Origin of the sequence: Sanguibacter keddieii DSM 10542 (genome assembly GCF_000024925.1) — a bacterium.
Lineage (GTDB): Bacteria > Actinomycetota > Actinomycetes > Actinomycetales > Cellulomonadaceae > Sanguibacter > Sanguibacter keddieii.
This window is the reverse complement of sequence record NC_013521.1, coordinates 1,169,592-1,182,260: the sequence shown is the minus strand read 5'-3', so window position 1 is coordinate 1,182,260 and position 12,669 is coordinate 1,169,592. Positions and strand designations below refer to the sequence as shown.

The 12,669-nt window shown below is 72.4% G+C and carries 7 protein-coding genes; 2 read left to right on the top strand and 5 right to left on the bottom strand.

Annotation, left to right across the window (positions count from 1 at the left end; genetic code table 11):
* Window positions 1–17: 17 nt before the first annotated feature.
* The 3 genes from nrdH to SKED_RS04970 form a co-directional block, all read right to left on the bottom strand.
* Entirely contained in the window at window positions 18–263 is a 246-nt protein-coding gene (nrdH, locus tag SKED_RS04980; RefSeq protein ID WP_012866036.1) for a glutaredoxin-like protein NrdH, read from the bottom strand.
* A gap of 598 nt (window positions 264–861) precedes the next feature.
* Window positions 862–2,301, bottom strand: a complete 1,440-nt coding sequence (locus SKED_RS04975) for a GH1 family beta-glucosidase (RefSeq protein WP_012866035.1) — start codon at window positions 2,299–2,301, stop codon at window positions 862–864.
* 184 nt (window positions 2,302–2,485) lie between these two features.
* Complete coding sequence (locus SKED_RS04970) at window positions 2,486–5,026, bottom strand: glycoside hydrolase family 2 protein (protein WP_012866034.1); 2,541 nt, start codon at window positions 5,024–5,026, stop codon at window positions 2,486–2,488.
* Between the two features lie 258 nt (window positions 5,027–5,284).
* Here SKED_RS04970 and SKED_RS04965 point away from each other — a divergent pair, with 258 nt between their 5' ends.
* Window positions 5,285–6,574 (top strand): ROK family transcriptional regulator, encoded by a 1,290-nt coding sequence (locus tag SKED_RS04965; protein WP_012866033.1) that lies wholly within the window; start codon window positions 5,285–5,287, stop codon window positions 6,572–6,574.
* Window positions 6,575–6,583: 9 nt separating this feature from the next.
* A complete protein-coding gene (locus SKED_RS04960; RefSeq protein ID WP_012866032.1) occupies window positions 6,584–7,831 on the top strand; it encodes an AGE family epimerase/isomerase in 1,248 nt (415 codons plus the stop codon).
* Between the two features lie 296 nt (window positions 7,832–8,127).
* Here SKED_RS04960 and yicI read toward each other — a convergent pair whose 3' ends face one another.
* Together yicI and SKED_RS04950 are read right to left on the bottom strand one after the other, a co-directional pair.
* Window positions 8,128–10,428 (bottom strand): alpha-xylosidase, encoded by a 2,301-nt coding sequence (yicI, locus tag SKED_RS04955; protein ID WP_012866031.1) that lies wholly within the window; start codon window positions 10,426–10,428, stop codon window positions 8,128–8,130.
* Complete coding sequence (locus SKED_RS04950; protein WP_012866030.1) at window positions 10,425–12,518, bottom strand: beta-galactosidase; 2,094 nt, start codon at window positions 12,516–12,518, stop codon at window positions 10,425–10,427. The genes yicI and SKED_RS04950 overlap by 4 nt, the downstream gene beginning before the upstream one ends.
* Window positions 12,519–12,669: the final 151 nt, after the last annotated feature.

Here is a 12,669-nt window from a genome sequence, read left to right as displayed (position 1 = left end):
GTCAGGGACCTGTGGGGTCAGGCGACGGACGCGGACACCTTGGCCGCGAGCGCGTTGATCTGGTCGGGGCGGAACCCGGACCAGTGCTCGTCGCCGGCGACGACGACGGGGGCCTGGAGGTAGCCGAGGCCGCGGACCATCTCGAGGGCTTCCGGGTCCGCGCTGATGTCGACGATGGTGTAGTCGATGCCCTTCTTGTCGAGGGCTCGGTACGTCGCGTCGCACTGGACGCACGCCGGCTTGCTGTAGACCGTGATGCTCATGCGGAGTCTCCTCGAGGTGAGGGGCTGGGGAAGCCCGTGGGTAGCTGGTGGTGCGCTGCCGACGCTGCAGTGGTGAGGCCTGATCGGCGGGTTCCCCAGAGCTGTGTGGCGTGTCGTGCTGCGGTGTCTGAGCCCTCGCGCGGCTTGTGTGCTGACCTGCGCGCTGGGCGTGTAACCACTATACCTAGTGCCTCGACCCGTTGACCACCCCTAGAACTGGTACCGCGTGTCGCGAGAGACACACAGGTGTGGATGACGGTGTGGACAACCACCGAGGGCCCCGTCGCCCTCGCGGCGCAGCGGTGCAGAGCGCTGCCTCACCGCCTCGTCGAGTATCCCCGGGACCCCTGACATCCGGCGCTCGCCCCCTCTCGCGCCCTGGTCCCGACGAGGTCTGGCGGCTGTCCACCGCCTGTGGACGACGGCCGTCCACCACCGGTGGACAGGGACGATGAGACGACCGTCACCGCAGCCTCCAGGGGCGGGTGAAAAGGTGCTGCGTGCAACGCACCTCGGCGTGTCTGGCGGACGACGCACGTCGGCCCCGCCGGCACCCCCTGGTGAGGGTGCCGACGGGGCCGGAGGTGGTACGCCGGTGTCAGTACCGGACGTCGTCCACGGCCGGCAGCGTGCCGGTGGTGGCGAGGGTCCGGTACCAGAACGCCGAGTCCTTCCAGGTGCGCTCGAAGGTGTCGTAGTCGACGCGGACGATGCCGAAGCGGCGGTCGTAGCCGTAGCCCCACTCGAAGTTGTCGAGGAGCGACCAGGCGAAGTACCCGCGGACGTCGGCGCCGGCGTCGATGGCCGCGCCGACTGCGTCGACGTGGTCGTGCAGGTAGGACACCCGCAGCGGGTCGTGCACGCGGCCGTCGTCGGAGACCTCGTCGTAGAACGCGGCGCCGTTCTCGGTGATCATCATCGGCTGCTCGGGGTAGGCGTCGCGGACGGTGAGCAGCAGCTCGGTCATGCCGGCGGGATCGATGTTCCAGCCCATCGCCGTGTAGGGGCCCGGCTGCTGGAGGAACTCGACGTCGGTGACGCCGATCCACGGGGAGGCCGCCGAGGCGCCGTGGCCGTCGTTCTGCGCGGCCTCGCCGTCGCCCTCGAAGTGACGGACGCGGACGGTCGAGTAGTAGTTGACGCCCAGCACGTCGAGGCGCTGGCGGGTGATCTCACCGTCGCCCGGGAGCACGAAGGACCAGTCGGTCACGTGCGCGGTGTCGGCGAGGAGGTCGTCGGGGTAGGCGCCGTCGAGCGCCGGGCCGAGGAAAGCCCGGTTGGCGAGGGCGTCGATCTTCCGCACGGCGTCGAGGTCGGCCGCCGAGGCGGGGTCGTCGGGGCGGATCACGTGCAGGTTGAGCGTGATGGACACCTTGGCGGCGTCGCCGAGGACCTCACGGATCGCGAGGGCCGCGAGGCCGTGGGCGAGGTTGAGGTGGTGGACCGCGGCGAGCGCGGCCGCGGGCTCGGTGCGGCCCGGCGCGTGGACGCCCGACCCGTACCCGAGGTAGGCGGAGCACCAGGGCTCGTTGAGGGTGGTCCAGACGTCGATCCGGTCGCCGAGCTCCTCGGCCATGCGGCGGGCGTAGACCGCGAAGGCCTCGGCGGTCGCGCGGTTGGCCCAGCCGCCCTCGTCCTCGAGCTCCTGCGGGAGGTCCCAGTGGTAGAGCGTGACGACGGGCCTGACCCCGGCCTCGAGGAGGCCGTCGACGAGCGCCGAGTAGAAGGCGATGCCCTCGGGGTTGAACTCCCCCGTGCCGCCGGGCTGCACGCGCGACCACGAGATCGAGAACCTGTAGGCGTCGAGCCCGAGGTCCTTGATGTGCTGCACGTCCTCGGCCCACCGGTGGTAGTGGTCGTCGGCCTGGTCGCCGGTGTCGCCGTTGAGCGTCTTGCCGGGGGTGTGCGAGAACGTGTCCCAGATGGACGGGCCGCGGCCTCCCTCGGTCGCTGCTCCCTCGATCTGGTACGAGGCCGTCGCGGAACCCCAGACGAAGTCTGCGGGGAACTGGCGGGCGGCGGTGCCTGCTGCGGTCATGACTCTCCTCGATGTGTGCGGCGCTCGTCGTCGAAGCGCTTCGCCCCGACCCTATCTCGACCTGACCACGCCAGGCCGTCCTCCGTCCCGGGGTACGGGACAGGCCGGCGAGGTACCTCGTGGGATACCCCGCCGGCGTGTCCCGTCCCGGAGGGGCGGGGTGTCGAGGCCAGGCCTCGTGGGCTCAGGACCTCGCGCAGCTGTTGACCGACCGGACCACCGACGCCACGGACTCCGGCGTGCCCAGCTCGGCGACACGTTCTGCCGAGACCCCGGTGCCGCTCGACACGACAAAGGTGTGCGACTCCCCCGGGAGCAGGGAGACGAGCATGTCGTCGACGACCCCGTCGGGGACGATGCGGTCGGCGAGGACCGACACGTCGAGGGCCAGGGTCGCGGCCGACACGTCGACGACGAGCCCACCGTCGACGGCCCGGACCTCGACGTCCACCGCGGCCGGGTCGAGCACCAGGTCCTTGGGCTCGGCGAAGAGGTGGATCTCGCGGACGTCGTCGAGCTCGGCGACGAGCACCTCGCGCGTCGCGTCACCGGGGGTCGTCAGCGCGGCCGAGAGCGGCACCTCGTGGACCGAGCGCGCCGGCACCGCGACCGAGACCTGCTCGGTCTCGCCCTGCGCGGCGCCGGTGACGTCCACGCGACGCAGCGTCACCTCGCCCTCCCAGGCCTCGGCGTGGTCGTTGACCACCACGAGGGTCGGGACACCCTCGCGCGGCTGCACGGTGAGCAGCCGGTCCGCGTAGGCGTGGCGCAGCGCGTAGAACAGCGGCTTGGGCCGCTCGTCGCCGTCGACCGCGGCCCACGACGTCACGGGCCAGCAGTCGTTGAGCTGCCAGACGATCGAGCCGGCCGTCCGCGGCCAGTACGAGCGGTAGTGCTCGATGCCGTACTGCACGGCGTGCGCCTGGTTGAGCTGGGTGGTCCAGTGCCAGTCGTCGAAGGCCGACGGCGTGGGCAGGTGCGGCTCGAGCCCGCGGTCGAGCTTGAGGTTGCCGTCGGCGGCCTTCTGGTGGAGCAGGAACTCCGGCGACTCCTTGGTGAGCGCCGCCTCCGGGATCGACCGGGTGAGCGTGGTCCACGCGGGCGGCCCCTGGAAGCCGAACTCCGAGCTGAAGCGCGGGACCTGGTCGCGGTAGGTGGTGTAGTCGACGCGGTTCCACACCTCCCACTCGTGACGCGTGCCGTGGTCCGCGTCGTTCGGGTGGAAGGTCGGCGCCCCGCCGTCGACCTCGGCGCTGTAGCCCGGGCTGTAGGGCGAGCCGTCGCAGTACGGGCGCGTCGGGTCGAGCTCGGCCACGATCGCCGGGAAGAGCTCCGTGTAGTACCGGAAGCCCCAGGTCCGACCCTCGAGGTCCTGCTGCCAGCCCCAGTCGAGGTAGCCCCAGAGGTTCTCGTTGCCGCCGTTCCACAGCACCAGCGAGGCGTGCGGGGTGAGCCGCGCGACGTTCTCGCGCGCCTCGGCCTCCATCTCGGACCAGACCGGCTCCTCCTCCGGGTAGGCCGCGCAGGCGAGGAGGAAGTCCTGCCAGACCATGACGCCGCGCTCGTCGCAGACGTCGTAGAAGTCCTCGGTCTCGTAGATGCCGCCGCCCCAGACGCGCAGCAGGTTCATGTTGGCGTCGAGCGCCTGGTCGACGCGTCGCTCGAGGCGGTCGCGGGTGATGCGGGTGAGCAGGTGGTCGTCCGGGATCCAGTTGGCGCCCTTGACGAAGACCGCCTGGCCGTTGACCGAGATCGTGAAGGGCGTGCCGACGTCGTCGGGAGTCGTGTCGAGCTCGACGGTGCGGAAGCCGATGCGGCGCTCGTAGGTCTGGAGCGTCTCGCCGTCGGTCGTGCCGAGGGTCAGCGAGAGGTCGAAGAGGGGGTGCTCGCCGTAGCCGACCGGCCACCAGAGCGGGGCGCCCGGGACCTCGAGGTGCACGACGGCGGTCGACTCCCCGGGTGTGACCGTGACCGTCGCGACGTGGTCCCCGATGCCGTGGCCGGCCGCGAGCGCGGCGGTGAGGACGACGTCCCCGTGGTGGCGGTCGTCGACGCCGCGTCCGAGGTCGACGTGCACGTCGACGTGGCCGGTGCCGTCGGGCCCGACGGTCACGAGGGGGCGGACCTGCTGGAGGTGCGCGAGGGTCCAGCGCTCGAGGCGGACGCCCTTCCAGATGCCCGCGGTCTGGAGGTCGGGCCCCCAGTCCCAGCCGAAGGAGCAGGCCATCTTGCGGACCATGTTGAAGGGGTGGTCGTAGGCGCGGGGGCGCAGCACGATCTCGTCGGCGACCTCGCGGGCGTGGGCGAGGGCGGACCGCAGGTCGACGACCAGGTGGTTCTCGCCCTCGACGACGAGCCCTGCGACGTCGAACCGGTACCCGCGGTGCTGGTTGGCGGTGCGCCCGACGACGGTCCCGTTGAGCGTCACGGTCGCGACGGTGTCGAGGCCGTCGAAGACGAGGTCGAGGTGCTCGCCGTCCGCGGCGGCCGTCGCGGTGAAGGTGGTCTGGTAGCGCCAGTCGACCAGGTGCATCCAGGCGAGGGCGGTCTCGTTGAGGTCGAGGTAGGGGTCGGGGATCAGCCCGGCGTCGAGGAGGTCGGTGTGCGCGGTCCCGGGCACCTGCGCCGGGACGTCGGCGTCGAGGAGCCGTGGCGCCAGCTCGGTGGGCACCGGTCCGCCCGTGGCTCGCAGGGTCCATCCGGTGTGCAGCGTCTGGCTGATCATCTGTCGTGGGCTCCTGGGGGGTCGGTCGGCGGGGCCGCGCGAGACGTCGGCGGCTCGGATCGATGCGAAGAGGTGCTGCGGGTCGGTCTGCCACCCATCCTGGGGCACCCCGCGAGACTTCGTCAACCTTCCTCACCAACCGTTCGGAGCCTGGTCGCGACGCCGCTCTTCCACAATCTTCGGCGAGCGAATAAAGTCGGTACCGGGCAGCACGCACCCGCGTGCCGCCGTGCAGCAGGCGAGACAGAGCAGAGGTCCATGGCACAGGCGCAGCGCAGCGCGAGCACGTCGGTGATCGTCGACGCCATCCGGGCGTCCGGCACCGTCTCGCGCGTCGGGCTCACGGTGACGACCGGGCTCACCGGCGCGACCGTCTCGACGGTCGTACGGCGCCTCATCGACGACGGCCTCGTCGTCGAGACCGGACGCGCCGAGTCGACCGGCGGCAAGCCGCGGGTGCTGCTCGAGCTCGACCCGACCGCGCGCTACGCGGTCGGCGTGCACCTCGACCACGCCTCCATCACCTGCACGGTGACCGACCTCGCGGGCACCTCGGTCGCGCTGTCGACCCACCCCGGACCGGGGACCCGGTCCCCCGCGGAGGTCCTCGTGGAGACCGCCGCAGAGGTCGACCGGCTGGTCGACGAGGCCGGGGTGGACCGCAGCAGGGTCCTCGGCATCGGGTTCGTCGCGCCGGGCCCGCTGACCTCGGACGGCGGCATGCACCGCACCCCGCCAGAGATGCGCGCGTGGACGGACTACCCGATCACCTCCGAGCTCGGCCGGCTCACCGGGCTGCCCGTGGTGCTCGAGAACGACGCCACGGCCTCGGCCATCGGCGAGCACTGGGCCGGCGGGACAGGGACCGAGAACAGCTTCGCGGTGCTCTACATGGGCACCGGGCTCGGTGCCGGCCTGGTGCTCGACGGCGTCGCCTACCGCGGGTCGAGCGGCAACGCCGGCGAGATCGGCCACACCACCCTCGACCTCGACGGCCCCGTGTGCTGGTGCGGGACCCGCGGGTGCGTCGAGGTCCTCGCCGGACCGGCCGCGGTGGTCGCCGAGGCGCGCCGCTCACCCGACCTCGCCGCGGCCGCCGGCCTCTCGACAGGCACCTCCGGCTCCGAGCCCCAGCCGTCGGTGGTGAGCGACCTCGCGGCCGTCGCCCGGGCAGCGGCCGCGGGCCACCCGGGAGCGCGCGACGTCCTCGAGCGCTCCGCCCGGTACGTCGCCGCCGCGGCGCTGACCGCCGTGAACCTCCTCGACGTCCGGATGCTCGTGCTCACCGGGGCGAGCCTGGCCGCGGCTGGTGACATCTACCTGCCTGCGGTGCGCGGGGTCCTCGCCTCCTCGCTCTTCGCCCGCGGCGCGCACCCCGTCGACGTCCGGCTGTCCCGCACCGCCGCGACAGCACCGGCCCTCGGTGGCGCCGCCCTCGTCCTGCAGACGCACCTGGTGCCGGCACCAGGACCTCTCACCTCTCCAGGCCCCCTCGCCCCTCCTCGCCACGGCACCCCGCCGGGCGAGCCCACCCCCCTGTCGACGTAGGAGTCACCGATGACCTCACCTGCCCACAGCTGGCTGCGCACCCCCACCCACCTCGACTGGCTCGACGAGCACGCCCGCAGCCTGCTCGCCTTCGGCACCGGCTTCGTCAGCCCTGACGGCGGCGCCGGCTGGCTCGAGGACGACGGGTCCCTGGACGCGGAGCGCGGCGTCTTCACCTGGATCACCTGCCGCATGGCGCACGTCTACGGGCTCGGGGCACTGCTCGGGGTCCCCGGCAGCCGCCCGCTGGCCCAGGCCGCCCTCGACGCCCTGCGCGGGCGCCTCCACGACGACGTGAACGGCGGCTGGTACGCGTCGATCGCCGCCGACGGCACCGTCGACACGACCAAGAGCGGCTACGCGCACGCCTTCGTGGTGCTCGCCGCGAGCACCGGCGTCGTGGCCGACCTCGAGGGTGCGCAGGAGCTGCTCGACGACGCGCTCGAGGTGCTCGACACCCGGTTCTTCGACGCGGAGACCGGTCTGCACGTCGACGAGTGGGACGAGTCCTGGTCCGTGCTCGACCCCTACCGCGGGGTCAACGGCAACATGCACGCGGTCGAGGCCCTGCTCGCCGCGGCCGACGTCACCGGAGACGCCCGCTGGCGCGAGCGCGCCCTCGGCATCGCCCGCTACGTGGGCGTCGAGTGGGCACCGTCGAACGACTGGCGCATCCCGGAGCACTTCGACGAGGCCTGGGTCCCCCAGCCCGACCTCAACGAGTCGACGCCCGACGACCCCTTCAAGCCCTACGGGGCCACCGTCGGCCACGGCATCGAGTGGGCACGCCTGCTCCTCAACCTCTGGGCGGGCCTCGGCGAGGACGCCCCCGACTGGCTGGTGCCCGCGGCACGCGAGCTCTACGACCGCGCGGTCACCGACGGCTGGCGCGAGAGCACCCCGGGCGCCCACGGCTTCGTCTACACGACCGGCTGGGACGGCGAGCCCGTCGTCGAGACGCGCATGCACTGGGTCGCCGCGGAGGCCGTCGGTGCCGCCGCGTCGCTCGCGAAGGCGACCGGCGACGCCCGGTACGACGACGAGTACGCCCGGTGGTGGGACCACGTGGCCGCGGTCTTCCTCGACGGAGAGCACGGCTCGTGGCACCACGAGCTCGACGCGAGCAACACGCCGACGGCCAAGGTGTGGCCCGGCAAGCCCGACATCTACCACGCGTTCCAGGCCACCCTGTTCCCGCAGCTCCCCCTCGCCCCGTCGCTCTCGGTCGCCCTGCGCGACGGGCTGCTGCGCAGCTGAGGGCCCTCCTTGTCGACCGCTCTTCGACCGCTCGTCCACCCCTACCGGCCCGTTCCTCGCGCACGGCACGGCCACGCGAACGGGGCCTTGGTTGACGGATCCCCACGGAACCTGTCAAATCGCCCTAAACGCTGCTAAGGTCTGACTCAGTGCCACGCCGTCGTTCCCCTGCTGCGGCGTGGCACCTCCACTGAGGAGTCCGCCGGACCACCGCCGGCCGGCGGAGCCTCGCCGGCACGGGGTGCGTCTTCCCCACGAACGAGACGCACCCCCTGCCGGCACCAGGTCCTCCGCCGTCAGACCTCGACGACCAGCACCTCGACGTCGCCCGCGGCCTCGACCCGGTTCCCCCGGGTCTCGACGACCCAGGGCCGCTGCCCGTCCGACTCGACGCGACGGACCTCGACCCGGGTCCCCGTCCGCTCGACCGTGAAGCGTGCCGACACGGCCCCTCCGCCCGCGCTCGACGGGACCACGACCTCGCTCCGGTGACCGTCGGCGAGCTCCACGAGACGCAGCGTGACGCCGTCCGCCCAGTCGTAGTCGGGTCGGTCGGTCCGCGCCCCCACGGGCAGGACCGAGCCTGGCCGCACCAGGAGCGGCAGCGAGTCGAAGTCGTGCCGCTCCTCGACCCACCGTGGCCCGACCACCTGCTCCCCCGTGAGCAGGTGCGTCCACGTCCCCTCCGGGACGTAGTAGGTGACGTCACCGGTCTCCGAGAACACCGGGGCCACCAGCAGGCTGTCGCCCAGCATGTACTGCGTGTCGACCGTCGCCGCCGTCCGGTCCTGCGGGAACTCGAGCATCATCGGGCGCATCACCGGCAGCCCGCGGGTGTGCGCGAGCTCGCCGAGCCGCCCCAGGTAGGGCATGAGCGAGAGCTTGAGCCGCGTGAACAGCCGCGTGACGTCGACGGCCTCCTCGTCGAAGGCCCACGGGACGCGGTACGAGTCCGAGCCGTGCAGCCGCGAGTGCGACGACAGCAGGCCGAAGGCGGCCCAGCGCTTGAAGACCGCCGGGTCCGGTGTGCCCTCGAAGCCGCCGATGTCGTGGCTCCAGTACCCGAAGCCGGACAGGGCGAGCGACAGCCCGCCGCGCAGCGACTCGGCCATCGACACGAAGGTCGACTCGCAGTCGCCGCCCCAGTGCACCGGGAACTGCTGCCCGCCGGCCGTGGCCGCCCGGGCGAACAGGACCGCCTCGCCCTCGCCGCGCTCGGCGACCAGCAGGTCGAAGACCGCCTTGTTGTAGAGGTGGGTGTAGTAGTTGTGCATCGCCTGAGGGTCCGAGCCGTCGTGCCACACGACGTCCGTCGGGATGCGCTCGCCGAAGTCCGTCTTGAAGCAGTCCACGCCCTGGTCCAGCAGCACCTTGAGCTTGCTCTGGTACCAGGCGGTCGCGTCGGGGTTGGTGAAGTCGACGAGAGCCATGCCCGCCTGCCACATGTCCCACTGCCACACGTCGCCGTCGGCCGTGGTCACCAGGTACCCGAGCTCGCGCGCCTCCGCGAACAGGTGCGAGCGCTGCGCGATGTACGGGTTGATCCACGCGGAGATCTTCAGACCCCGCCCGCGCAGCCGCGCGAGCATGCCCTCCGGGTCGGGGAAGGTCGCCGGGTCCCACACGAAGTCGCACCAGTGGAACTGGCGCATCCAGAAGCAGTCGAAGTGGAAGACGCTCAGCGGCAGGTCCCGCTCGGCCATCCCGTCGATGAAGCCCGTCACCGTCTGCTCGTCGTAGTCCGTGGTGAACGAGGTCGACAGCCAGAGCCCGTAGGACCACGACGGCACCCGCGCCGGGCGCCCCGTGAGCGCCGTGAGCTTGTCGAGGATCTCCGCCGGCGTGGGCCCGTAGATGACGTAGTACTGGAGGTGCTGGCCCTCCACGCTGAACTGCGTCCGCGAGACCACCTCGGTGCCGATCTCGAAGGAGACCCGGTCCGGGTGCGCGACGAAGACCCCGTAGCCGGCGTCCGAGAGGTAGAACGGGACGTTCTTGTACGCCTGGTCGCTCGCCGTGCCGCCGTCCTCGTTCCAGATGTCGACCGACTGCCCGTTCTTGACGAAGGGCCCGAAGCGCTCGCCGAGCCCGTAGACGTGCTCGCCGACGCCGAGGGTCAGCTGCTCGTGGACGAAGCTGCGGCCGTCGTCGCGCGAGACCACGCCGACGCTGCGCGGCGTCGACGAGGTGAGCACCCGGCCGTCCGCCACGAACTCGACGCCCCACGGGCCGTCGGTCGAGACCCGGGCGGTCAGCGCCCCAGAGGTGATGCTCGCGACCGGGTCGGCGTCGATCCCCGGGGCGATCGCCTTCGCGTCGCCCGGCGTCCGGGCGATGTCGAAGGCCGGCCCGCGGTCCCGCACCCCCTGGAAGTGCTCGATCCGCACCCCGACGACGTCGTCGGCCGGGGTGTCGAAGGTGACCGTCACCTGCGGCCGGTTGAGGGTGTCGCCGCGCGACTCGATGCGCGCCGTCGGCGCGAAGACCGTCAGGCGCGCCCCGTCGGAGGTGTCCTCGGCGACCACCTCGTCGACCGAGCCGGGACGCAGGATGGAGACTCCGGGCAGGACCTGCCAGTAGCCGTCGGTGAACTTCATGAGGACCTCTCGGTGAGCACTAGGACGTCCACGGGCGGGACGACGGCCGAGCCACGGTGCACGGCGCTGGTGAGGAGGTCGGTGAGCGGGGTGCTCCCGACGGGGACGGAGACCGGCGAGCCGGTGTGGTTGAGGAGGAAGAGCAGGTCGCCGCGGCGCACCGCCTCGACCCCGAGACGTGCGGCGGGGGCGCCGAGGGCAGACAGCGTCCCGCGCTCTCGCAGCACCTCCGCGAGGACCGCGTCGAGCGCGTCGTCGGGCAGCAGCGCGCCCACGTACCAGGCGCGACCCGTGCCGGCCGAGCGGCGGACCACGACGGGCGCACCGCCGAGGCCGGCGGGTGCGCTGCTGCTCGCGGTGACGACCGCCTCGCCAGCGCTGTCTCCAGCGCCGTCGAGCCGCAGCCGCTCGACGTAGGAGTCCACGTGCGCGATACCGGGCAGGACCCCGTCGGGCCCGGCCCACAGGTCGGAGACCACGTCGAGCCCCGCGTCGTCGAGCGGCAGCCACTCCTCGCCGCTGGCACCGACCAGGTCCGCGAGCTGCACGGGGAAACGGCCGGGACGGACGTGCGCGTCACGGGTGGCGACGTCGCTGAACGGACCGAGGACGAGCGTGCCACCACCGGTGACGAAGGCCCGCAGGTTCGCCGCGTCCGGCTCGTCGAGCAGGTACAGGCTGGGGGCGAGGACGAGGTCGTACCCCTCGAGCGCGTCGCCCGGGCGGACCAGGTCGACCGCGACCCCCCGCTCCCACAACGACCGGTGCCAACGGCGGACCTCCTCGACCACCCGCAGCCGCCGGGTCGGGCCGGCCTCGCCCTCGGCAGCCCACCAGCTCGACCAGTCGAAGGCGATCGCGACGCTCGCCCGCGAGCGCCCGCCCACGACGGACCGCAGCCGGGCCAGGTCCGCGCCGAGGCGGACCACGCCGCGGTGCACCTCGGTGTCGGCCCCGGCGTGCGGGAGCATCGCCGAGTGGAAGCGCTCGGCCCCGGCGCGCGAGGCCCGCCACTGGAAGAAGCAGACGCCGTCCGCACCGTGCGCCACGGCCTGGAGGGACTCGAGGCGCATCCGCTCAGGGGTCTTGGGCACGTTGTGCTCGCGCCAGTTGACCGCGCCCACCGCCTGCTCCATGAGCAGCCACGGCGCGCCGCCGCCCAGCGACCGCATGAGGTCCTGGGTCAGCGCCGCCGAGGTCAGCGACGTGGGGTCTGTGGGGTCGGGGTACGCGTCGTCCGACACCACGTCGAGGTCGTCGGACCAGGACCAGTAGTCGACGAGGGGGAAGAACCCCATGAAGTTGGTCGTCACCGGCCGACGGTCGTCGCGCTCGCGGATGATGTCGCGCTGCTCGCGGTAGACGTCGCGCAGCGTGTCCGAGGTGAAGCGGCGGAAGTCGAGCTCCTGCGTCGGGTTGACGAGGTAGGGCGCCTTCCGGGGCGGGACGACCTCGTCCCACCTGCTGTACCGCTGGCTCCAGAAGGTGGTGCCCCACGCGTCGTTGAGGCCGTCGAGCGAGCCGTAGCGCTCGTCGAGCCAGGTCCGGAAGGCGAGGGCGGTCTCGTCCGAGTGGCAGACCTGCCCGAGCTCGTTGCCCACGTGCCACATGCGCACCGCCGGGTGGTCGACGTAGCGGTCGACGAGGTCACGGGTGATGTCGCGGGCGAAGGCCCGGTACACCGCGGACGACGGGCTGAACTGGTTGCGCGAGCCGTAGGTGAGCCGGACGCCGTCGCGGTCGACCGGGAGGGTCTCGGGGTAGAGGTGCCCCATCCACGGGGGCGGCGAGGCGGTCGGCGTCGCGAGGTCTACGGCGATCCCGTGGGCGTGCAGCAGGTCGAGGACCTCGTCGAGCCACCCGAAGCTGCGTGCGCCGGGACGGGGCTCGAGGAGGGCCCACGAGAACACCCCGACCGTCACGAGGTTGACGCCCGCGGCCTGCATGAGGAGCGCGTCCTCGAGCCAGGTCTCGCGGCCCCACTGCTCGGGGTTGTAGTCGCCGCCGTAGAGCACGCCGAGCTCGTCGGTGAGCGCGGACAGGGTGGGACGCGCCCTGGCGTCCGGCGCCCTGCTCTGGTGGTCCGTCATCGATCTCTCCTCACGTGCCTCTGCGCTCGGCTGCGGCCTGGCGGCGGGCCGCCTCCGCATCGTCGAAGCGCTTCAATGATTGTAGGGGCCGGGCTGCTGCCCGGTCACCCTCTTTCCTGCGTACTGCTGCCGAACCGAGGGGGCGCCACGG

What these genes read in the sequence shown, in the direction of transcription:
- SKED_RS04965 (WP_012866033.1), top strand. Translation starts at nt 5,285, where the DNA reads ATGGCACAGGCGCAGCGCAGCGCGAGCACGTCGGTGATCGTCGACGCC.
- SKED_RS04960 (WP_012866032.1), top strand. Translation starts at nt 6,584, where the DNA reads ATGACCTCACCTGCCCACAGCTGGCTGCGCACCCCCACCCACCTCGAC.
- nrdH (WP_012866036.1), bottom strand. Translation starts at nt 263, where the DNA reads ATGAGCATCACGGTCTACAGCAAGCCGGCGTGCGTCCAGTGCGACGCG.
- SKED_RS04970 (WP_012866034.1), bottom strand. Translation starts at nt 5,026, where the DNA reads ATGATCAGCCAGACGCTGCACACCGGATGGACCCTGCGAGCCACGGGC.
- SKED_RS04975 (WP_012866035.1), bottom strand. Translation starts at nt 2,301, where the DNA reads ATGACCGCAGCAGGCACCGCCGCCCGCCAGTTCCCCGCAGACTTCGTC.
- SKED_RS04950 (WP_012866030.1), bottom strand. Translation starts at nt 12,518, where the DNA reads ATGACGGACCACCAGAGCAGGGCGCCGGACGCCAGGGCGCGTCCCACC.
- yicI (WP_012866031.1), bottom strand. Translation starts at nt 10,428, where the DNA reads ATGAAGTTCACCGACGGCTACTGGCAGGTCCTGCCCGGAGTCTCCATC.